15 protein-coding genes are annotated in these 22,759 nt (G+C 71.0%); 10 read left to right on the top strand and 5 right to left on the bottom strand.

Annotated elements, in window-relative coordinates:
- Positions 1-3 precede the first annotated feature (3 nt).
- A complete protein-coding gene (locus DVS28_RS05130; RefSeq protein WP_216826402.1) occupies positions 4-501 on the bottom strand; it encodes an HNH endonuclease in 498 nt (165 codons plus the stop codon).
- A 333-nt stretch (positions 502-834) separates the two neighbouring features.
- Here DVS28_RS05130 and DVS28_RS05125 point away from each other — a divergent pair, with 333 nt between their 5' ends.
- The gene (locus DVS28_RS05125; RefSeq protein WP_114590506.1) at positions 835-1,167 is read left to right on the top strand and encodes a hypothetical protein; all 333 of its coding nucleotides are present in this window, start codon (positions 835-837) and stop codon (positions 1,165-1,167) included.
- 45 nt (positions 1,168-1,212) lie between these two features.
- Here DVS28_RS05125 and DVS28_RS05120 read toward each other — a convergent pair whose 3' ends face one another.
- Entirely contained in the window at positions 1,213-1,881 is a 669-nt protein-coding gene (locus tag DVS28_RS05120; RefSeq protein ID WP_164709948.1) for a GntR family transcriptional regulator, read from the bottom strand.
- A 151-nt stretch (positions 1,882-2,032) separates the two neighbouring features.
- Between DVS28_RS05120 and DVS28_RS05115 the strand changes: the two genes are divergently transcribed.
- The 9 genes from DVS28_RS05115 (at position 2,033) to DVS28_RS05075 (ending at position 14,484) form a co-directional block, all read left to right on the top strand.
- Positions 2,033-3,220 carry a cation diffusion facilitator family transporter gene (locus DVS28_RS05115; protein ID WP_174236193.1) on the top strand — a complete coding sequence of 396 codons (1,188 nt, stop codon included), beginning with the start codon at positions 2,033-2,035 and terminating at the stop codon, positions 3,218-3,220.
- 43 nt (positions 3,221-3,263) lie between these two features.
- Positions 3,264-5,405, top strand: a complete 2,142-nt coding sequence (locus tag DVS28_RS05110) for an ABC transporter ATP-binding protein (protein ID WP_114590504.1) — start codon at positions 3,264-3,266, stop codon at positions 5,403-5,405.
- The gene (locus tag DVS28_RS05105; RefSeq protein WP_114590503.1) at positions 5,402-7,165 is read left to right on the top strand and encodes an ABC transporter substrate-binding protein; all 1,764 of its coding nucleotides are present in this window, start codon (positions 5,402-5,404) and stop codon (positions 7,163-7,165) included. The genes DVS28_RS05110 and DVS28_RS05105 overlap by 4 nt, the downstream gene beginning before the upstream one ends.
- Positions 7,166-7,243: 78 nt before the next feature.
- Entirely contained in the window at positions 7,244-8,218 is a 975-nt protein-coding gene (locus DVS28_RS05100; RefSeq protein WP_114590502.1) for an ABC transporter permease, read from the top strand.
- Positions 8,215-9,111, top strand: a complete 897-nt coding sequence (locus tag DVS28_RS05095) for an ABC transporter permease (RefSeq protein ID WP_114590501.1) — start codon at positions 8,215-8,217, stop codon at positions 9,109-9,111. Before DVS28_RS05100 ends, DVS28_RS05095 begins: the two co-directional genes overlap by 4 nt.
- A gap of 87 nt (positions 9,112-9,198) precedes the next feature.
- Entirely contained in the window at positions 9,199-9,726 is a 528-nt protein-coding gene (locus DVS28_RS05090) for a cupin domain-containing protein (protein ID WP_114590500.1), read from the top strand.
- Positions 9,726-10,760 (top strand): alpha/beta hydrolase family protein, encoded by a 1,035-nt coding sequence (locus DVS28_RS05085; RefSeq protein WP_114590499.1) that lies wholly within the window; start codon positions 9,726-9,728, stop codon positions 10,758-10,760. The genes DVS28_RS05090 and DVS28_RS05085 overlap by 1 nt, the downstream gene beginning before the upstream one ends.
- A gap of 108 nt (positions 10,761-10,868) precedes the next feature.
- Positions 10,869-13,145, top strand: a complete 2,277-nt coding sequence (locus tag DVS28_RS05080) for a LuxR family transcriptional regulator (protein WP_164709947.1) — start codon at positions 10,869-10,871, stop codon at positions 13,143-13,145.
- Positions 13,146-13,227: 82 nt separating this feature from the next.
- A complete protein-coding gene (locus DVS28_RS05075) occupies positions 13,228-14,484 on the top strand; it encodes an EAL domain-containing protein (protein WP_114590497.1) in 1,257 nt (418 codons plus the stop codon).
- Positions 14,485-14,603: 119 nt separating this feature from the next.
- On the opposite strand, the gene DVS28_RS05070 is transcribed toward DVS28_RS05075, so the two are convergent.
- From DVS28_RS05070 to DVS28_RS05060, 3 genes are all read right to left on the bottom strand, one after another.
- The gene (locus tag DVS28_RS05070; RefSeq protein ID WP_114590496.1) at positions 14,604-16,151 is read right to left on the bottom strand and encodes a GTPase; all 1,548 of its coding nucleotides are present in this window, start codon (positions 16,149-16,151) and stop codon (positions 14,604-14,606) included.
- Entirely contained in the window at positions 16,148-17,830 is a 1,683-nt protein-coding gene (locus DVS28_RS05065) for a GTPase family protein (protein WP_114590495.1), read from the bottom strand. The genes DVS28_RS05070 and DVS28_RS05065 overlap by 4 nt, the downstream gene beginning before the upstream one ends.
- Before the next feature lie 99 nt (positions 17,831-17,929).
- Positions 17,930-22,474 carry a DUF7507 domain-containing protein gene (locus DVS28_RS05060; protein ID WP_164709946.1) on the bottom strand — a complete coding sequence of 1,515 codons (4,545 nt, stop codon included), beginning with the start codon at positions 22,472-22,474 and terminating at the stop codon, positions 17,930-17,932.
- Positions 22,475-22,759: the final 285 nt, after the last annotated feature.

The raw sequence follows: 22,759 nt of genomic DNA, 5'->3' as shown, positions 1-22,759 counted from the left end.
AACTCAGGCGGCCGGCAGGTAGGGCTCCCACGCGCCGCGCCCGAGGCGAGCCAGCTGGCGGGACAGCACCAGCAGCCGACTCGGGGCCTCCGGTCGGACGCGCAACGTCGACCAGTCCGGCATGGCGCTGCCCTTGTCGTTGTTGCACGACAGGCAGGACGTGACCACGTTCGCCCACTCGTGCCGTCCGCCGCGCGAGCGGGGCACGATGTGGTCCACGGTGTCGCCGGGCATACCGCACCAGCCGCACGACCAGCGGTCGCGTGCCAGCAGCGCCGACTTGGTGACGCGAGTGTGCACCCCCCTCGGCGAGGGGACCCAGCCCACCCGGACGATGACCGTCGGGGCCGGAAGCGTCACCGACGGGCTCCTGATGACGCCTTCGCTGGCCAGCGTCTCGGCCCGATGGGTCATCACCAGCGAGACGGCCCGGGACAACGGGATCGCGCCCAACGGCAGGCCGGCGCCGTTCAGGACCAACGTCGGCCGTGTGGGCTTCACGGGGATCATCCGGTCCTGCACTGTCCTACCTCCTCAGGAGCGCGTGGGGTGTATCTCCACCACGGGGTCCATGTCGAGGCGCACGCAGCGCACCACCCCCCATGGCCCAGCCGTCGTCGCGTGTGTCACGTGTCCAGTGTTGCGCGTCACCGGGTGTCGTGGGGCGGAACTTCCGCTGATCGTCGGGAGAACCACTTCCGACCGTCGCCTTCCGCACCGACCGAGCGCGCACCGGCATGACACCCAGTGACGGTGGGTAGTCCGATCACGCCTTGCGGTAGGCACGACCGGCATGATACAGGACACCGAGTGTCGTCAACGGAGGATGCATCGATGCAGTGGACCTCGATGAGCCGCGCCCTGCTGGCTGTCGTCCTCGCCGCCAGCGCGGCTGCCGGCTGTGGCGGCACCAGCTCGGATGCAGCCGCAGGCGACGAGCGGCTGTGGTTCCAGGGTCGCATCCTGACCGCAGAGGAGTACGACGCGGCGATCGAGAGCGGCGTGCTGCCCCATAATCACGGCGTGGTGTTCCTGGATGGAGATCACGAGATGCAGCAGAAGTACGACGGCGCCGACGGCATCATCTTCCGCGACCTGTCCGAGGCCCAGGTGTTCCTGGACCAGCGCTTCGGTCCCGACGCCCCGCGCTTGCCCGGCCCCCGGTAACCGACGGCGCGCGGCGGGGACGCACTCGCCGGGGGCCACCCGACGTCAGGGACCTCGGTAGAGGTTGACCGCCGATGCGGCACCGCCGGGAAGCGGGTTGGTCAGCGCGGCCGTCACGGCAGCGAGGATGTTGGCCCGGCTGGTCTCGACCTGTCGCCGGGCGGTCTCCCGCGCCAGGATCGCGTCCCGCTTCTCCAGCGCCTCCAGCAGGTCGGCGTGGTCGCTGTCGTGCACCTGGACGTCGGCGGTCAGGTCCAGGCCGAGGAAGAACAGCCGCTCGCCCTCCTCCAGGAGGTTCTCGAGCATGGCGGCCAACCGGGCGCTGCCCGACGCCGCGGCCAGGGCGACGTGGAAGTCGCTGGCCTGCTGCACCAGCGCGGCGTAGTCCATGTCGTGGCTGTGGACCGACAGCTCGCGGAGCGTTGCCAGCTGCTCGGCCGTGGCGTTGCGTGCGGCCAGCTCGGCTGCGGCCGGCTCGAGCAGCACCCGCAGGTGGAACATCTCCTGCACGTCGGCCAGCGTGACCTCCGTCACCCGGTATCCCTGCCGGGGGCGGACCTGCACGAACCCCTCGTGGGAGAGCATGCCGAGGGCCTCCCGGACCGGCGTCTTGCTCATCCCCAGCGTCTCGGCCAGGGCCCCCTCGAACAGCGTGGACCCCGGCGGGATCCCGCAGCCGATGATCTGCGACTTCAGGTGGTGGTACGCCCGCACCGTGGCGCTCTGCGACGACGATGCCGACGGTTCGTGTGACGTTCCGCGATATCCGGACACAACAACCTCGTAACCTCTGATATATCTATGTTTGTTATCTCATATATCTGCAGGCATATCTGCATCCGTCCGAAACTCTCGAGGCTGTCCCGTGGACCTTCCGAACGACCGACCCACTACCGGCTCCAAGCATGCCCCACACGACGGGCACGGGCATGACGGCCACTCCCACGAGCCGCATGCCGAGGGCCACCACGAACACCACGACGAGGCCCACGATCACGGCGACCACGCACACGACCACGGCGACCACGGTCACGACCACGAGCACCGGTCGGGCATCCGCGGGATGATCGACGAGCTCTTCCGCCCGCACAGCCACGATGCCGCCGACTCCTTCGACTCGGCGCTGGAGACCTCCGCGAAGGGCATCAAGGCCGTCAAGGTCAGCCTGGCCGCGCTGATGGTCACCGCGATCCTGCAGGTCCTCGTCGTGCTGGCGACCGGTTCGGTGGCGCTGCTGGCCGACACGATCCACAACTTCTCCGACGCGCTGACATCCATCCCCCTGTGGATCGCCTTCGTCATCGGCCGTCGCGTCGCCACCCGGTCCTACACCTTCGGCTACCGCCGGGCAGAGGACCTCGCGGGCCTGTTCATCGTGGCGATGATCGCCCTGTCGGCCGTGATCGCCGGCTACGAGTCCATCCGCCGGATCGTCGACCCCGTCGACGTCGAGAACCTCGGCCTCCTGGTCGCCGCCGGCATCATCGGCTTCCTCGGCAACGAGGCCGTCGCGATCTACCGCATCAGGGTCGGCGAGGAGATCGGCTCGGCCGCACTCATCGCCGACGGCCACCACGCCCGCACCGACGGGCTGACCTCCCTGGCCGTCGTGTTCGGCGCCCTCGGCGTCTACCTCGGGTTCCCCATGGCCGACCCCATCATCGGCCTGCTCATCACCGTGGCCATCCTGTTCGTCCTCCGCGACGCGATGCGCCAGGTGTTCCGGCGCCTCATGGACGGCGTCGACGAGTCGACCACCCTGCAGGTGGAGTCCATCGCCGCGGCCGTCCCCGGCGTCCTTGCCACCGACAGCGTCCGCGTGCGCTGGGTGGGCCACCGGCTGGACGCCAGCCTGCACGTCGTGGTCGATGCATCGCTGACCGTCGCCGAGGGCCACGCCGTCGCCGAGGAGGTCCGCCACGACCTCTTCCACGGTGTCGACAAGCTCGACGAGGTGGTCGTGCACGTCGATCCCGACGGGGATCACGAACATCACGAAACGACCCGACATCACCTCGAACGCCTTGGCATGCTCCCGCGGACCGACGCGTGACGTCACATCCCGGAAACCGGCCGTAACGGATCATCCCCACCGCATGCCACTGACTACCCCGACCGCTGCCGACTCCAGCACCGCGGACGCCAGCCAGGCCCTCCTGCGACTGGAGGACCTGCAGGTGACCTTCCGGACCCCCCGGGGCCGCGTGTGCGCCGTCGACTCCGTGGACCTCCACGTCGATCCCGGTGAGGTCCTCGCCGTCGTCGGCGAGTCAGGGTCCGGCAAGAGCGTCTCGATGCTCGCCACGATGGGGCTGCTGCCGGGGACGGCGACCGTGTCGGGCCGCATCCGGCTGGAGGGCACCGACCTGCTGCAGTGCTCGGCGCGCCACATGCGACAGGTCCGCGGGCGGGACATCGCCATGGTCTTCCAGGACCCGATGTCGTCGCTGAATCCGGTGCACACCATCGGCAAGCAGGTGGAGGAGATGCTGCTGCTCCACACCGAGATGGACCGTCGGGCCCGCCGTGACCGTGCGATCGAGCTGCTGGACCGGGTCGGCATCCCCGCCGCGGCCGACCGGGTCGACAGCTACCCCCACGAGTTCTCCGGGGGCATGCGCCAGCGGGCCATGATCGCCATCGCCCTCGCCTGCGATCCGAAGCTGCTCATCGCCGACGAGCCGACGACCGCGCTCGACGTGACCGTCCAGAGCCAGATCATCGAGCTGGTCAGGACGTTGCAGGCCGACACCGGCATGTCGGTGGTCTGGATCACCCACGACCTCGGGGTCGTGGCCGAGCTCGCCGACCGCGTGGCCGTCATGTACTCGGGTCGGGTGGTGGAGACGGGGTCGGCGACCCGCATCTACAACGCCACGCGACACCCCTACACCTCCGGCTTGCTCCGCTCCATCCCGCGGCTGGACCGACCGGTCGAGGACCTCCTCCCCGAGATCCCCGGCAGCCCGCCGACCCGGTCGGACCCCTCGGCCTGCTGCGCCTTCGCCCCTCGTTGCCCTGCCGCGACCACCGAGTGCCACGACACCCTTCCGGTCCTGCAGCCCCACGGACGGACGGACCACCTGGCGGCGTGCCTGCACACCGAGAGCGTGGACGACGGGCTGGACTGGCAGGCCGACCGTCCCGGCGTCGACGACACCGATCGGACGGCATCAACGCCCACCCCCGAGGTGCTGGTCGAGATGGACGGGGTTGCGGTGCACTTCCCCGTGCGTCGCGGACTGTTCGGCCGACACCGCAGCGTGGTGCGTGCCGTCGACGGCGTCGACCTCCGGGTCCACCGTGGCCGCACACTCGGCATCGTCGGCGAGAGCGGATGTGGCAAGACCACCCTCGGGCGAACCCTCGTCGGGCTGATCGACCCGACCGATGGGGAGGTCCGCATCGACGACCAACCGCTGTCGACGAAGCCCGGCCGCCACCGCCGCCGGGTGCAGATGATCTTCCAGGACCCGTTCTCGTCGATGAACCCGGGCATGCGGGTGCGCGACATCGTCGCCGAGCCCATCCGGATCCACCGGCTGCATCCCGAGTCGACGATCGAGGACGTCGTCAGTCGGCTGCTCCAACGGGTCGGCATCGTCCCGGCGACGATGGAACGCCACCCCCACGAGTTCTCCGGCGGGCAACGCCAGCGCATCGCCATCGCTCGGGCGCTGGCCGCCGAGCCCGAGGTCATCGTCTGCGACGAGGCCGTGTCCAGCCTCGACGTGTCGGTGCAGGCCCAGATCGTCAACCTGCTCCGCGAGCTGCAGCTGGACGAGGGTCTTGCCTTCGTCTTCGTGGCCCACGACCTCGCGGTCGTCCGGCAGATCTCCCACGAGGTCGCGGTCATGTACCTGGGACAGGTCGTGGAGCAGGGGCCGCGCGACGCCCTGTACGCCAACCCCCTGCATCCCTACACCCGGGCCCTGCTCGATGCCGTGCCGACCCCCGAGCCGGGCGCGGACGACGACCGGGTGCCACTCCAGGGCGACCTCCCGAGTCCAAGCGCCCCACCGGCGGGCTGTCGGTTCCACACCCGCTGCCCCCTGGCGGTCCCGGGTGTCTGTGACACCGAGGCCCCCGCCCTCCGCGAGGCCGGCCCGGACCGACGGGTGGCCTGCCACCTGGTCGACGTCGACGCCGACGGCGCGCGCCTCGTCGCCGACAGCCAGACCCCAACCGTCGAGCCGCAACAGCGACGTCAGAACCCGATGAGAGGAACCCGACAATGACGACAGTGTCCAACCGGTGGGCAGCCCTGCTGCTCCTGCTGGTCCTCGTGCTCTCCGCGTGCTCGTCCACCGACGACACGGCCGACTCCACTGACGACGGCGCTGGCGGTGAGGACGCCGCCGCGTCCGACACCCCCGACGACGCAGGCGATTCCGACGACGACGCGCCCGACGACGACGCAGACGACGCAGACGACGACACCGATGACGGCGCCGCGGCGAGCGGGACGGTCGCGACGATGCGGGCCGCGATCACCGGTGACGAGGGGACGCTGACGCCCTACACCTACGTCACCGGCTTCCCGGGCTGGAACCTGCTCATGCTGCAGTACGACTCGCTGATGCAGATCGACGTCGACGGGGTTCCCCAGCCGTGGTTGGCGGAGTCCGTGGACGTCAGCGACGACGGCCTCACCTACGACATGACCCTGGTCGACGGCGTCACCTGGCACGACGGTGAGCCGTTCACCGCCGAGGACGTCGTGTTCACCGTCGACTACTTCCTGGCCAACGCGGCCGGCCGGTTCAGCCGCAACCTGGGCGCCGTGACCGAGGCCACTGCCGACGGCGACCTCGGCGTCACGCTGACCCTGGAGGCGCCCAGCCCGTCGTTCCCGCTGAGCACCCTCAGCGACGTGCCGATCCTCCCCGAACACGTCTGGTCGACGGTGGAGGATCCCGAGACCCACCAGTTCGAGGGCCCCAACGTCGGCACCGGCCCCTACACCCTCGAGGAGTACCAGTCCGACACCAGCTATCGCCTGGTGGCCAACCCCGACTACTTCCGCGGCGCCCCGACCGTGGAGGAGCTCGTCATCGTGCAGTTCGCCGACGACGCCGGTGCCTTGGCCGCCATCCGGTCCGGTGAGGTCGACGTGGTGTTCGACCAGATCGCACCCGAGCAGGTCGACCTCCTCGGACAGCAGGGCACCATCGAGATCGCCCAGGGTCCCGAGTACAGCTCGCAGCTGCTGTACTTCGACGCCTCCAAGGCGCCCTTCGACGACATCGCCGTGCGGCAGGCCATGTCGCTGGCCGTTGACCGCCAGGACCTGGTCGACACCGTGTTCCTCGGTGCCGCAACCGTTGGCTCGGCCGGGTGGATCCACCCGGACCAGCCGACCTTCAACGCCGAGGTGGAGACGACCACCGACCTCGAGCAGGCCAACGCCCTGCTGGAGGACGCCGGCTACACCGACAGCGACGGCGACGGCATCCGCGAGGCCGACGGCGAACCCATGAGCTACGAGCTGCTGACGCCCTCCGGTGATTCCCTGCGCCTGCGGACCGCCGAGCTCGTGGCGGCCATGCTGGCCGACGTCGGCATCCAGGCCAACGTGTCGTCGGTCGAGCAGGCCACATGGGAGGAGGCGGTCTGGCCCGGCTTCGACGTGGCCAACGGCCGCAACTACGACCTGGCCATGTGGGGCTGGTCGGCACCGATCCAGGCCGACGCCAGCCGGGTCGCATCGCTGGTCCACTCCGAGATCGAGATCGGGTCGCTGAACCTGACCGCCTTCGCGGACCCCGAGATGGACGAGGTCGCCCAGGCCCTGACCGTCGAGGGTGACGACGCCACCCGCACCGAGCTGATCGGCGAGCTGCAGTCGCTGTTCGCCGAACGGCTCCCGTTCGTCACGCTGCTGTACCCCGACGGCGCCTACGCCTACGACGCGGCCGTGTACGACGACTGGGCCTTCGTCAACGGGCAGGGCATCGTCTCAAAGCTGTCGCTGCTGGAGCCTGCCGCCCGGCCGTAACCACGCATCACGACCAGCCGTGCGGCCGGGATCCCACCCCCCGTCCCGGCCGCACGGCTTCCACCGAAGGACCGCATGATGGGACGCTTCGACACCCGACGCATCGGCCAGTACGGCCTCGTGCTGGTCATCGCCGTCACGCTCAACTTCCTGCTCCCCCGGCTGATGCCGGGCAACCCGCTGGCGCTCATCGCCGGGGTCGACGTCGGCCTGCTGAGCCCCGACCAGCGGGCCGAGCTGGTCCAGGAGTTCGGGCTGGACACCCCTGTCTGGCAGCAGTACCTCCGCTACTGGCAGGACCTGCTGTCGCTGGACCTCGGGTACTCCTACCGATCCGGACAGGCCATCCTCGGCATGCTGCTGGAACGGCTGCCCTGGACGTTGTTGCTGACCGGCTCGGCGCTGCTGATCTCCGGCGTCATCGGCATCGTCGCGGGTGCGGTGTCGGCATGGCGTCGCGGCAGCGCGCTGGACCTGACCCTGCTGACCTCGATGATCGGCCTGGAGTCGATGCCCGCCTTCTGGCTCGGCATGCTGCTGATCTCGGGGTTCGCCGTCTCCCTGGGGGTGCTGCCGTCCTTCGGCGCGGAGACGGCCGTCAGCGGGCTGGAGGGGTGGGACCGGCTGGTCGACATCGCCGAGCACGCCGTGCTGCCCGTCCTGACCCTCTCCATCGTCTCCACCCCTGGGGTCTACATGACCATGCGCTACAGCATGCTGGAGGTGCTGGGCGAGGACTTCATCCGGACCGGCCGGGCCAAGGGCGCGACCGAACGACGGCTGCTGTTCCGCCACGTCGCACGCAACGCCCTCGCACCCGTCCTGACGGTGCTGGCCCTGCGGCTGGGCTACGCCTTCGGCGGCACGGTGGTGATCGAGACGGTGTTCTCCTACCCGGGACTCGGCCGGCTCGTCTTCGAAGCCGTCGGCGGGCGGGACTACCCCGTGATGCAGGCGGCGTTCCTGGTCTTCACCTTCGCGGTGCTGGCCGCCAACCTGCTGGCCGAGCTGGTCTATCCCCTGCTGGACCCACGGACGAGGGCGTCGGCATGAGCCAGATCGTCACCCCCGCCGACGCCGGTCCTGCGGTGGACCCCGTCGACCCGCTGCCCGACGACTCGGCCCGACGGCTGCCGCGGCTGGCCACGGTGCTCGGCTGGGTCGGCGGCGCCGTCGTCGTCGCCCTCGTGCTGATCGCCGTGTTCGCCCCACAGCTTGCCCCCTACGACCCGACCGAACGGGTCGGCGTGCCCTTCTCGCCCCCCGGTGCCGACCACCTGCTGGGCACCAACGACGTCGGCCAGGACCTGCTCAGCGAGCTGATCCATGGCACGCGGGTCTCGTTGCTCGTGGGCATCGTTGCCGCCACCGTGGCCATCGTCATCGGCGGCACGATCGGCACCGTCGCCGGCTACTACCCCCGTCGCCTCGGCGCGACCCTGATGCGCGGTGTCGACGTCGTCCTGATCCTGCCGTTCCTCCCCCTCCTCATCGTGCTTGCCGCCTACTTGGGTCGCAGCCTGATCACGACGACGCTCGTGATCGGCTCGCTCATCTGGGCCGGATCGGCTCGGGTCATCCGATCGCAGGTGCTGTCGCTGCGGACCCGCGACTACGTGCTGGCCGCCAAGTCGATGGGTGCCACGGATCGCTGGGCCATCCGTCGCCACGTGCTGCCGCGGACCGCGTTGCTGGCCAGCGGCGAGTTCGTACAGGCCACGGCCAGCGCGATCCTCCTCGAGGCGGCGCTCAGCTTCCTCGGGCTGGGCGACCCTTTGCAGAAGAGCTGGGGGTCGATCCTGTACTGGGCGCAGGTGCGTGGCGCGTTCTTCGGCCCCGCCTGGAAGTGGTGGGTGCTCCCGCCCGGCCTGATGATCATGGCCGCCTCGCTCGGCTTCGCCCTGCTTGCCTTCTCCCTGGAGGAGCGCATCAACCCGCGCCTCTGAGCCCACCGCGACACGCGCCCGCCCCCGCGAGCGTCCGCTTCGCCTTGCCCGTTCCCGACCCGCCAGACCCGCCGAGAGGACACTGACATGCCCGACCAGACCCCGCTTCCCACCGAACCCGACGGGATGGAGCAGCTCGGCGAGTGCCGGGTGCTCCGCAACGTCGCCGAGCAGCCCGGCGTGGAGACCCTGGAGGGCCGACTCGTCCCGTTGATGGGCGGCATCGACATCCGCTCCCACCTGATCGTCATGCACCCGGGCCAGTGGTGCTACCCCCACCCCCACCCGACGGAGAGCCTGATCTACACGATCTCCGGCCGGTGGGTCTTCTGCACCACCGAGGACGGCGAGGAGGTCCGGACCGTCATCGAGGCCGGTGACCTGTTCCACTTCGTCCCCGACGCGCCGACCGGCTTCGAGACCCCGTTCGACGAGCCTGCGGTCATCCTCATCCTCAAGGGCGAACCGGGCACGTACGCCGAGATGCAGGAGGCCATGGTCGGCGCCCGCGATCACCTGCAGGAGGAGGCCGACAACGGCGAGGTCTTCGCGCTCGCCGAGCTGCCCGAGGACCACCCTGCCCGCGTCTTCGCGGCCTCGGTGACGTCGGCCTGATGGCGGGCACCCACACCCGGACCGAGGTCAGCTTCCCCAGCGGCGAGGAGTTGCTCGTCGGCGACCTGGTCCTGCCCGACGATCCCGGCCCCCATCCGGTCGTGCTCAGCGTGGCCGGTACCGGCCCCCAGGACCGGTACGGCAACCAGGTCCTTCCCGACGGCACCGTCGACCCCCACCCGCGGCACCGCTGGGTCGGCGACCGCCTGGCCGCTGCAGGGATCGCCCAGATGTGCTGGGACAAGCGCGGCGTCGGGGCGAGCACCGGCGGGGACCGTGCCGCAGGCGACCCGCCTGGCGACCGCGACGCGCACGCCAGCGTCGAGACCGACGTCGTGGACCTCCTCGCCGCCGTGGAGTTCCTGGCCGGCCACGAACGGATCGATCCCCGACGGATCGTGGTCATGGGGACCAGCGCCGGTGCGCACTTCACCTGTCGGGCCGCGGCACGGACCGACGTGCCGGCCGGCTACGTCCTGTGGGGCGGGGTGCACCAGGAGATCGACGAGTTCGCGGCCTACATCTACGCCCTCATCCGCTCGTGGGCGGCCCGCGGCGACGCCGAACGCGAAGCGATGGAGGCCAACAAACCCGGCGCCCTGGCCACGGCCGACCGTTGGCCCGCGATGCTCGAGGCCGCCCGTCGCGGCGAGACCACCTTCGAGTGGACCGACGAGGACGGCGAGCTGCACATCCGCTACCTGACCCGCACCATCCAGGAGCTCGAGCACGCCTACCCCGAGCAGTTCGCCAACGTGACGCGGCCAGTGATGGTGATCCACGGCGACCGGGACATCAACGTGCCGGTCCAGCAGGCCCACGACTCCGCGGCCGCACTGCGCGCCGCGGGCAACGACGACGTCACGCTCGTCATCGTCCGCGGCGCCGACCACGGCATGCATGCCATCGCCGTCGACGACGAGGAACACCTGCGGCGGTGGATGACCGGCGGCGACCGTGGCCCCCAGTCGGAGCTGTTCATCGGTGCGGTGATCGGCTGGGTGCGGGACCTCTGGGTCCGCTACCCGAGCTGAGGCAGCCGTGTGGGAGCTGGATCACGACCGGTAGTGAACCTCGTTCATTGAATGCAATGGTGCCGTAGCGGGGAAACCGGCTCCGCCGCTCCCGTACACTCCTCGCACATGGCGGTTTCCCCTGCGGGTTGGAACGGCCGCGGGCCTCGCACGTGGCCGGGGAAGCTGCGGCCCCCACCGTTGCCCGACGGCCACGTCCCCCGGCCCGCGCTCGTGTCGGCGATCGAGAACGGCCTCGTGCGCAGCGGCGTCGTCCTCCTCAGCGCAGGCGATGGCTTCGGCAAGTCGACGCTCCTCAGCGAGTACGCCCGTCGTCCGCGACCGTCCGCAACCGCATGGTTGTCGCTGGACTCCCACGACGACGATCCCCAGGTGTTCCTCGTCGCTGGCCTCGAAGCCCTCGCCATGGTCCATCCCGACCTGTTCACCGAGGCCCTCGTCGCCGCGGGAAACGCCACGGATGCCGCCCAGGCGCTGGCGTTCCGGATGGGCGTGTGCGACCTCGAGCACCTGGACGAGCCCGTCACGCTCGTGGTCGATGACCTCGACCAGCTCCGGCACCCCTCGATCGTCAGCGGCCTCCGTCGGTTGCTGCGTTACAGGCCCCCGAATCTGCGGTTGGTCCTCGCCACCCGCGACGACCTGCTGCTGGACGCCGACCGGCTGCAACGAGGGTCGGGCGCGCTCGTCCTGGACGAAGGCGATCTGGCGCTCAGCGAGGCAGAGACCGCCGACATCGCCGTGTCCAGGCACGGTGCGCTGGACGACGACCGCCTGCACGAGCTGCACGAGGCCACCGGCGGATGGGCCGCGGGCGTCGTCCTCGCGTCACCCGGGTCCTCGAGCGGCCCAGTCTTCGACACCCGCGCCCAGCCCGTCGCGCGGTTCCTGCGCGAGGCGATCGTCGAGGGGCTTCCCGACGACCTCTCGACCTTCCTGCTCGAGCTGTGCATGCTTCCACACGTGTCGGTGTCCCTGGCCACGACCGCCACGGGTCGCGCGGACTGTGCGCGGGTGCTGCAGGACCTTCAGGACCGCCGGTTGCTCGAGCCGAGGACCGAGCTGGACGGCGCCACGTGGGTCGTGCCCCCGATCATCAGGGAGTTCGGTCGCCACGAGCTGCGGACGACCGCGCCCGACCGGGCCACCGAAGTCGTGCTGAACGCCGCGTGGGCCATGGTCCGTGCGGGCGACTTCGAGGAGGGTGCCGTCCTGGCGATGCAGAGCGGCGACGACTACGAGGCCGCACGGCTGCTCCTGCGCGTCCACCTCGGCATGTCGACCTCCGGCCACGGGCTGCGCGTCCACGAGCTCGCATCGACCCTGCAGGCCCGGCTGCCCCACCTGCCGGAGCTGTCGCTGGCGTCGGCGTGGGGGGCGGTGCAAGCGGGCCTGGACGCCCTCGCGACCGAGGCGATGCGCACTGCAGCGGCAACCACCGTCCGCGGTCAACGGGGCAGGTTCATCCGCGCCGAGGTCCAGGGCCTCCGCGCCCATCTGCTGCGCCGGCAGGGGGAGTACACCGAGTCCGTCCGGGCGGTTCGCGAGGGGCTCGCCCTCCTTCGTGACACCGAAGCCGATGCCGAGTGGAGCTACGCGGACTCCATCCGCACGCGCGCCCCCCTCGACATGGGCATGGCCTCGTTCCTGGCGGGCGACCTCGACACGGCGATGACCGCCTTCGAGATGGTGACGGGGGGCGACGTCCCGGGCCCGATGCGTGCCGTCGCCCACTCCTACCTCGCCCTGATCGCCTGGTTGGAGGGCCAGCACGACCCGGCCACGCATGCCTCGATGGCAAGGCTGCTGGAGCAGCGCACCGCCCAGGCCCCCGACCTCGCCCACTTCATCACCTCCGTCACCGTCGCCCTCTCCGAGGACGGCGTCGCGGGTCGTGACGCGCTGATCGATGCGGAGCTGATCTCGGCATGCATGCCCGAGCCGGGCACCCAGGTGATGGTGCGCCTGGCCCGGGCGTTCCGGGTCGGAAGGGGCCTGGCGGTCGGGGGCGCGGTCGCCGACGCCTACGGGACCGACGTCCGGACCGATGACGTGGCCGCACTCCTCAGCGACGTCAGGAGGATCCTGGACGGGATCCCCGACACCGGCGTCCTCCCCCGCATCGTCGAACGGGTCAGGGCCGAGCTCGGCGAGGGCCCCACCCTCGAGGGATACGGCGAGGCCCTCACCGACGGTGAACGCAAGGTGCTGCGACTGCTCGACACCTCGCTGACCGAACGCGAGATCGGCATGGAGCTCCACCTGTCCCACAACACCGTGCGGACCTACCGCCGTCGGCTGTACCGCAAGCTCGGTGTGACCAGCCGTCGGGCGGCCGTCGACGCCGCGAAGGCCCCGGAACCAACGGCTCCGGAGCAGCGCTGACCGCTGCCGGAACATCGCCGCCGTGAAGTGTCTCCCGGGGTGATGGTTCGCCGTCACCCCGGTTCTGTCGAATCTGGTTCACATGACGACAGACCACCTCCCCAGCGGCACCGGGTTCCTCCCCACGGACCTCGTGCGCCCCGTCGACGGCACCGAGATGTACCGCATCATCGAGGCCGACGACACCCCGGTGGTCGTCGCCGTGCTTCGCGTGGAGAACGTCACCGTGTCGCGGTCACTCACCGGTGCGATGTTCGACGACGCCGTCCGCATGCTGAAGTCCCGCCTGATCGGCGAGGGCTCGACCGCGGTGTCGACGAGGGTCGGCGAGCACGAGACGGTCGTGGCCGTCCGCGTCGCCGTCCCGGTGTCGGCCTCCGACCTCGAGGCGTTCGTGCTCGCCCAGCTCCGTCGCCCGCTGGAGGTCCGAGGACAGGTCGTCCCCGTCGAGCTACGTGTGGGCATCAGCAGGCCGGACCCGCGATGTGGGTCGGCGATGGAACGCATCTCCCGGGCCCGTCGTGCGCTGGCCCTGGCCAGCGCCGGGCATCCCGTCCGCATCCACGACCGCACCGTCGAGGCCCAGCTGCACCTGCGCCACCTGGTCAGCGACGACCTGCCGCGCCTGCTGCGGGAGAACCTGTCGGCGATCTACCAACCCGTCCTCGACCTGCGCGACAACGAGATCGTCGCGGCCGAGGCACTCATGCGCATCGACCACCCGGCGCTCGGGCGGCTGACACCCGTGGTGGTCCTGCCGCTGCTCGACGAGACGCTCCAGCTGGAGCTCACCCGACGCATGATCGGCCATGCGATGGCCGCCGCGACCGAGTGGAGTGCACGGGCCGCCGCCACCCGCCACATCAGCGTCAACCTTCCACCCGAGCAGCTCGCCAAGGAAGAGCTGCTGTGGATGATCGACGACGCGGCAGCCGCCACCGGAGGCGATCCCGACATGCTGGTGCTGGAGGTGCTCGAGACGGGCATCGCCTCACCGACCCCGGACTCGGCCGTTCGCAACGGCCTGCGCCGACGCGGCGTCCGCCTGGCCGTCGACGACTTCGGCACGGGATACTCCACCCTCGAACAGATGGCCCGGCTGGACGCCGACATGCTCAAGGTCGACCGGCACCTGACCGCACAGCTGGGCCTCGACGAGCCCGACGGCACAGCAGCGGCCATGGCCGTCCACATCGGCCGCAGCCGCGGGTTGCCCGTCGTTGCCGAGGGCGTCGAACGCCCCGAACAGCTCGAGGGCCTTCGCTGGCTCCGCTGTCGCTACGCGCAGGGCTGGTTCATCGCCCGCCCCGAATCGCTGGAGGCACTCCTCCAGCGCTGAACGATCTGCTGACGTGAGCCGCCCACCCCCTCTAGGCTCTCGTCGGCATCGCGGCCCGGTCTCTCTCCCCTGTGAGGCCGGGCCGCATCCATTTTCCCCGGGACCACAACCGGGTGGCGTCAGCGCGTGGCCGCCCCGTCCAGGAGCTCGCCCACCCGTCCTGCGTCGTCGCGGAGGCCATCGAGCGGGGCCAGCACGTGAGTGTCGGCGACGCCAGCAACCTGGTCGCGGAGCTGGGCGGTGGCGCGGCTGGCCTGGCGTCGCCCGCCGACCCGGGCCGCGAGCCCCGCCACGACCGCCACGACGAACCCGACCGCAAGGCCGCCCACGAGCAGGGCCGGGGGCAGCGCGACACCTCGCCAGCGCAGGACGAAGGCGTCGGTGTCGATCAGCAGGAACGTCTCGGCCAGGGCCAGGCCGAGCAGCCACAGCCCGCCGACGGCTGCGACGGCCAGCAGCACCCGATGCAGCGCCCGGACCGGCCGCCACCACCGGGGTGGCTGCCGTAGCACCTGGACCTGTCGGCTGATGCCGGTGTCGAGCGCCTCGACGACCGCATCCTGGCTGCCCCGCACGGTCGACGACGCAGCCTGCCCCCATCCGGCGGCGGTGCTGTCGGCGGCCGCGGTGGCGGTGCTGCGCAGGGTTCGGCTGACCTCGGCGACCGCCAGGGTGTTGTCGACGGTGGTGCGCAGGCGCCCGAGGGGAGCCCGACGGAACCGACGGACCCAGCGCAGCGGCGGCCAACCGGTCGCCAGGGTGGCGTCGCGGCGGTGCTGTGCGGCGACGAGCGCAGCCACCGCGTCGACCCCGGCCGCAGCGGCCAGCCCGTCCACCAGCGGACCGCGCAGGCGGTCGAGGTCGACCGTTCCGCGTTCGCCGGCAGCGGCTCGCATCCGCGCGGCCAGGTCGTCGATGTCGGCGGAGATCCGTTCGACGGCGGCTTGCTTGGCGTTGACCTCGGCGGCAAGGACCCCGCGGAGCTCGTCCAGCCCGTCGTTGCCGTCGGCTCCCGTGATCGTGGACCCGGCGATGGGTTCGAGGTCGGGCAGCCCATCAGCGACCAGGAGCCGCCGGAGGTCGGCCAGGCACTGCTGGCGGGCCGCCGGGTCCAGGGTGTCGACCTTGTTCAGGACGATCTGCATGACGTCGCCGTGGGTGGACAGCGGTTGCAGGTACCCGACGTGGAGGGACTCGTCACCGTACTTCTGTGGGTCGGTCACCCACACCATCAGGTCGACCAGCTCGACGAGGCGGTCGACCTCCAGCCGATGCGCGATGGTGACGGAGTCGAAGTCGGGCAGGTCCAGGAGCACCAGCCCGGACAGCGCCGGGTCGGTGGCCCCGAGGTGATGCCGTTGGGTGATGCCGAGCAGGTCGAGCAGGCCGTCGGCGGTGTCGCCGAACGTGACCGCCTGCGTGATGGCCGTCGTCGGCCTGGTCACCCCCGCCCGGGCGACGGGTGCCCCGGCCATCGCGTTGAGGATCGAGGACTTGCCCGACCCGGTCGACCCGACCAGGGCCGCCACGGTGTGGTCGGTGCCGTGCCGCAGCCTGCCGCGGGCCCGTTCGACGAAGGCGTCGACGTCGTCGACGACCATGCCGTGCCTGGCCAGCAGCGTGGCGGCATCGGCCAGCAGGTCCAGCCGCCGCTGCAGGTCCGTCATCGTGACACCCCGTCCACCGCATCCTCCATCGCCCGGATCGCCTCGGCGTCCGGCAGCCCCTCCAGCAGGGCGCGAAGCTGCTCGTGTCGGTCCTCGGCAAGGCGTTGGACTCGGTCGAGCAGGTCGGTGCGCGCCGCGGTGGCCAGGTCGCGGATGGCCTGCTCGCCGAACACCGCCGACAGCACCGCCTGGCCGAACGCCGCGGTCCCACCGGCGACGGCGACCTCGCCACCCGTCAGTCCCCCCGTGGAGGCGAAGATGGCCATCATCAGCGCGACCCCGACCCCGTTGACCCCCAGCGACATGCCCCGGGCCACGGCGATCTTGGACCCGGCACGTTCCCGGACCATGGCAACCACGTGGTCCTGCCACGCCGCAACGGTGTCCTCCACAGCGCGCAGGTCCGGCGCGGCCAGCGCGGCGGGGTCGGGGGCCTGGGCCAGCAGCTCCGGGCCACCGGGCAGCACCTGCCAGCTCGCCACCGTGCGTTCCAGGCCGGATGCGACGGCGTCGTCGACCAAGCCAACCAGGTTCGAGCGCAGCTGTCCCTTCGCCGCCTCGACCTCGGGGGCTCGGCCGGTGATCATCTGGCCGATGCGGTCGCGCAGCCTGCCGACCCCGCGTTGCAGCCGGTCCATCCACTCCGCGGTCCCGACCTGCTCACGGAACCGGTCGAGGACCTCGCCGCGCAGCAGCACCCCGCTGGCGAGCTGGTCCCTCACGATGTCCACCGTGGTGGCCTGCTGGGACGTCGAGGCCGCGACGAGCGACTCGACGGCCCGCTGGTGTTCGCGCATCGCATGCATCACCCGTCCGACGCGGGGCTGCAGGGAGTCCACGGCCCCCATGACCGTCCGTCGGATGGTCGCTGCCCGGGCGTCGGCGTCGTCGACCAACGCCTCGATCCAGGCCCGGATCTCGTCCTCGGCCCCACCGAGCCGCCCGTCGACGAGGGGCGTCTCGGTGACGGTGAACAGGCGGGCCTCCGCCAGGCCGTTGGCATCCAGCATCCGGCGGACGTCGGCAGCGATGTCCCGCACGGCGCTGCCGTCGGGGGTCGGTGGGATCCGGTTGACCACGACCGCGACGGCGGCGGTGCGCTCGCTGGCCCGGGCGAGGTACTGCCACGGCACCGCGTCGGCGTAGCGCGCTGCGGTGGTCACGAACAGCCACAGGTCCGCCGCGCCGAGCAGCTGGGCGGCCAGCTCGTGGTTGGCGACCTCGATGGAGTCGATGTCGGGGGAGTCCAGCAGCCCGAGCCCCGGGCTCGTGGCCCCGCTGGCGACCAGGTGCAGGGCGTGGCCGACCCCTCGTTCGCCGGTCGTGCGGGGCAGGTCCGGCAGGACCCCGTCGCCGGAGAACCACGCCGTGTCGTCGGGATGGTGGACCAGGACCGGAGCCCGGGTCGTCGGCCGGAGCACACCCGCGGTCGAGACCTCCTCCCCCACCAGGGAGTTGGTCAGCGTGGACTTGCCCGATCCGGTCGATCCGCCGAGCACGGCCAGCAGCGGCGCGTCGAGGTGCGCCAGGCGTGGCAGCAGGTAGTCCTCGATCTGTGCCACGGCCTCGTCGCGGGTGGCGATCCCGTCCTCGGTCGCCGCCAACGGCAACGACAGCGTGACCGCCGCGAGCTCGTCGCGCAGCTGCTGCAGCCCATCGGCCAGCGTGTCGTCCCGCATCGCCGCCACCTTAACCACCAACGGGCGCGGCGACCGTCAGCACGTCATCGGCGACGGGTGTCGGGGTCGCATGGACCCCGACACCCGCGCGGGCGTCGGTCAGCCGCAGCCCTCGGTGAACAACGACGTCAGCTCGTCGAACGCCTCGTCGGACACCGCTGCGGTACCGCCGTACACGTACCCCTGCGTGACCGTCGTGGAACGGCAGACGTAGTCCGTCACCACGTCGGGAAGGAAGTCGGTCTGAGTCAGCAGCAAGGGACCCGGCTGGCGTGCGATGTGCGCGCCGCCGGTGAGCGCATCGGGGAAGTCGTCCAGCCGGGCGAACCCGAGCGCACCCGGATCGTCGTAGAACGTCTCGGCGACGGCCACTGCGGTCGCGTCCCGGGACGGTCCCGCGACCGGGGTCACCGCCGGATAGGCACCGACCGCCGGGCCACCGACCGCCCAAAGCACCGGGTCCTTGTCCGACAGGTACGCGTCGACCGACGGGTGCGGCTGCCCCGGTGAGGTCAGCAGGATCGCGCCCCCGCGCGCGCCGGCCACGGCCGCCGCGGTCAGGGCATCGGCGAACTGTTCGCCACCGGCGATCAGCATCTCGTCGGGATCACCGAGGTGCTCGGCGATCGCGATGGCCGTCTCGATCCGGCTGGGGCCCTGGAGCCGCTGCATGGGGTACCCGAGGTCGCCTGCCTGTGCCTCGACCTCGTCGTCCAGCGCGACCACGCCACCGAGCAGGTAGATCCTGCCCTGCTCGCCGAGGACCCGGCGGATCTCGTCGGTGACCGAGGGCAGGAGCTCGTCGGTCCTGGTCAGCAGGATGGGCCCTGCTTCTGCGACCGCGAGCGGTGTGCCGGACAGCGCATCGGCAAAGACGTCGTCGCGCGCCAGGATGACCACCCGTGCGGTCCCGTCCTCGAAGTCGGCGTTCGACACCTCGATCGCCGTGTCGATCCGGGTCGGGCCGGCGATACGGTCGACATCCGGGACCGGGTCCGGGTCGGGCACCGACCCGTCGTCCCCGACGGGGGCGGTGTCCTCACCGCTGCCCGAGACGGGTGTGCCGTCGGGACCGTTCCCGACCGCGGTGACGGGGATCCGCACCTCGCCCGACTCGCCCTCGTCGTTGGTGACGACGTGGGTACCGGTGCATTCGATGGACTCGCCCGGTTGGAGGGTCGCCGGAAGCGGCGGGTCGCAGTCGAGGTCGGCGTCCGGGACGTCGACATCGGCGATGGGGCTGCCCCCGGTGTTGGTGATGGTGACGACGTAGTCGACGGGATCACCGGGCTCGAAGGGCCCGGAGTCGGGGATGGTCGTGGTGACGGTCAGCTCCGGGGGTCCGGCCGGAGGGGTTCCGCCGCCGCCGGCTGGGGGTGGGGGCGGGGCCGGGAGGGTCGTGACGGTGACGCTGTCGGTGTCGGTCGTCGGGGCACCCGACGGGTCGGTGCCGTGGGCGGTGGCGGTGTTGTCGACGTGACCGGCGGTGCCGTCGTCGGGGGTCACCGTGTAGGTGCCGGTGCAGGTCAGCGCACCGCCCGGCACGAGGGCGCGAGGGGTCGTGGGCGCGCAGGTGAGCGGGATCAGCGGGTCGGTCACCTCGACGTCGGTGATGGTGACGTTGCCGGTGTTGACCACCTCGATGGTGTAGTCGATCGCCTCGCCGGCGTGGACCGTCCCCGCAGGGGCGGCGGTCTTGGTGATCGTCAGCGCAGGATCCGGCGTCACCGGGGCGACGGCGCTGTCGGTGTCGGTGACGGGACCACCCGACGGGTCGTCACCATCGGTGCTCGGGGTGATCAGCAACGATCCGTCGGCCGCATGGGCAGGGGTCACGGTGATCGTGCCGGTGCAGACCATCTGCGCACCGGGTTCCAGCGTCGAGCCCATGGGCGGCGTGCAGGTGATGGTCAGATCGGGATTCGGGTCGGTCACCTGGACGTCGTCGATCGGCACGTTTCCGGTGTTCTCCACCACGATCGTGAAGGTGGTGTCCTCGCCCACGACGAGGTCGTCGTCCGGCGTCGCGGTGATGGTCAGCTCCGGGTCGGGCGGCGCAGGCACGGTGGAGGACCCCGTCGCGGCCACGGGGTCGTCGGCCGGGTCAGCGCCGTTGGCGAACGCGTTGTTGGTCACCGACCCGGCAGCCTCGTCGCCAGCAGTCACCGTGTAGGTGCCGGTGCAGACGACCTGCTGGCCCGGGCCCAGGTCAACGGGGGTCGCCGGGGCGCAGACCAGGTCGTCGATGCGGCTGTCGGTGACGTCCACACCCGACACGGTCACGTTGCCGGTGTTCTCCGTCGTGATCGTGTACCCGATCGTCTCACCGGCAGTCAGCGTGTCACCGGTGAAGTCCGACACCTTCGTGACGGTCAGGTCGGGGTCAGCGGAGGGCACGACGATGTCGACGGAGTCGTCGGCGTCGACGGGGGTGCCGGTCGGGTCGACCCCGGTGGCCGTGGCGGTGTTGCCGAGGGCTGGCGGGGCCAGGTAGGCCCCGGTGTCGATGTCGGCCTGGGTGACGGTGTGGCTGGCGGTGCACGTCACCCGGGCGCCGGGGGCCAGGGCCCTCGGCACGGCGGGCATGCAGTCGAGCCCTGCGACGAGCGGGTCAGCGACGACGACGTCGGTCACGGTGACGTTGCCGTCGTTCTCGACGACGACCTCGTAGTTCACGATGTCGCCGACAGTGGCGGGCACCGACGCCGTGGACGCGGTCTTGGTGACCACCAGGCTGGGGTCCGGGACCGGGCCGGGCACGTCGGTGGAGCCCGACCCCGTGATCGGGTTGCCGTCGGGGTCCTGTCCGGTCGCGGTCGCGGTGTTGGTGACCGTGACACCGACGTCGCCGGCGGTGATGGTGTACGGGGCGGTGCAGACGACCTGGTCACCCGGCTGGAGGTCGACCGGGACGGCGGGCACGCAGACCAGGTCGTCGGGAACCAGTGGGTCCGACACCGTGACGCCCGATGCCGGCACGTTGCCGGTATTGTCCACCACGATCGTGTAGGTGATCACATCGCCTTCGGCAGGCGGGGTGCCGTCGTTGTCGCTGGTCTTGGCGACGGTCAGCTCGGGGTCCTTCGCGGCAGGCACGTCCACGCTGTCGGTGGCGGTGATCGACGGGCCGCCGGTGGGATCGGGCGCGCTGACCGTGGCGGTATTGGTGAACGGACCGGGCAGGTCGCCGGCAGTGATCGTGTAGGCGCCGGTGCACACGACGGCCTGGTTCGGTTCCAGGGCCGTGGGCACGGCCGGCAGGCAGGTCAGGTCGACCACGGGGTCGGTGACGCCGACGCCGGTCAGCGCGACGTTGCCGGTGTTGGTGGCGGTGATCGTGTAGTCGACCACGTCGCCCTCGGCGATCTCGGTCTCGGCGAAGTCCGTGGTCTTGGTGAGCGCCAGTGCCGGGGTCGGCGTCGGGGCCGGGACCGTCGTGGTGCCCGTCGCCTGGATCGGATCACCGGCCACCGTCCCGGTGGCGGTGGCGGTGTTGACGACCTCGTTGTCAGCCGCATCGTCGGGCGTGACCGTGTAGGTGCCCGTGCAGTCGACGAAGGCGCCGGGATCGAGGTCCACCGGCAGCGCGACCGCACCGCCAGCCTCGTCGACGCAGGTCAGGGCCGCGCCGGGGATCAGCGGGTCGGTCACGTCGACGGCGTCCACCACGGCATTGCCGGTGTTGCGGGCGCGGATCGTGTAGTCGATGTCCTCACCGGCCACCAGGGGCTCCGACGTGGCGGTTCCGGTCTTGGTCACGGTCAGACCGGGCGCCAGCAGCGCAGGGGCGGTCGCGCAACGCCCGCCGTCGTTGATGGAGCTGGGATCGCCGGTCGCCAGGTGCTCGGCGGCCGTGTTGCCGGTGTGGGGCGATTCGATGGTCCAGATCTCTCCGCTGCCGTTGTGGCTCAGGTAGAGGTTGCCAGCGACGTCCATGAACCCGCCGCCGTACCCACCGGCGGGCATGCCACCTGTGGCCTGTCCCAGCGGGGTGATGGTTCCGGTGTTCGGGTTGATCCGGATGACGGTCAGGTCTGAACGCACCCCGTAGAGCAATCCGTCGACGGAGTTGAACACGGCATCGGCCAGACCAGACGCCTCCGACAGCACCACGTCCGGCAGGAGCTTCAGATAGGTCGGCGACGCAGGGTTCACATCGACCCGGTAGATGCGCGCGGGTGTGGTGTTCGTCACCAGGTGCAGCACGCCGTTGGCGTCCACGTCACCGGCGATCGTCGCGGGGAGGTCGGCCAGGCTTCCAGCGACCGGCGCCCCCGCTGCGTCGACTCGGGTGATGGTCGCCTTGTCGTAGTCGTACACCGTCCAGTCGGCGTCGACGCGGACCAGGCCGTCGCCCTGATGGCGCCCCCAGAAGTAGTCGTCGGTGCGGTTGTACCCCCACGCGTTGCTCCCCCCGACAATCAGGTCGCTTCCGCGCTCGGCGGTGGCACCCGTGACGAGGTTCACCTCGATGGCATCGGTCGGAGAGTCCTGGAAGAGGTACCCGGCCGGGTCCGCACAGGAGAAGGTCGGCCCCGTCGGGGCGACCTGGGCTCGGGCAGGCATGGTCGGCAGCGCCAGCAGCATCGAAGCGGCGAGGGCGAGCACCCCCGAGGCAGTGCCCAGCCATCGGCTGGTGACCACCCCCCAGCTGTGCGCGGGACACGAACGGTTCGTCAGGCGAGAGGGCATAGCAGACGTACTCCATACAGCGGGTCTTCGGCGGGCCCGACCCCCCGGCTGGAAACGTCGTCGAAGGGGCGGTTGCTCATCCCTTCGGGTGACTAGTCACCCGACTTGAGAAAATCGGAGCAACGAACCCGTCGCGGCAGCACCGCATCGTGGCGATCGTTTGCGGGTGGCCGCAGGCATCGGCAACGACGGTTGCCGATCCCTGCGGGGTGCTCCGTCGGGGTGACCGTTGGTGTT

This window comes from Euzebya pacifica (assembly GCF_003344865.1).
Taxonomy (GTDB): Bacteria; Actinomycetota; Nitriliruptoria; order Euzebyales; family Euzebyaceae; genus Euzebya; species Euzebya pacifica.
The sequence above is the reverse complement of the archived record's forward strand: the minus strand, read 5'-3'. Positions and strand labels throughout refer to the sequence as shown.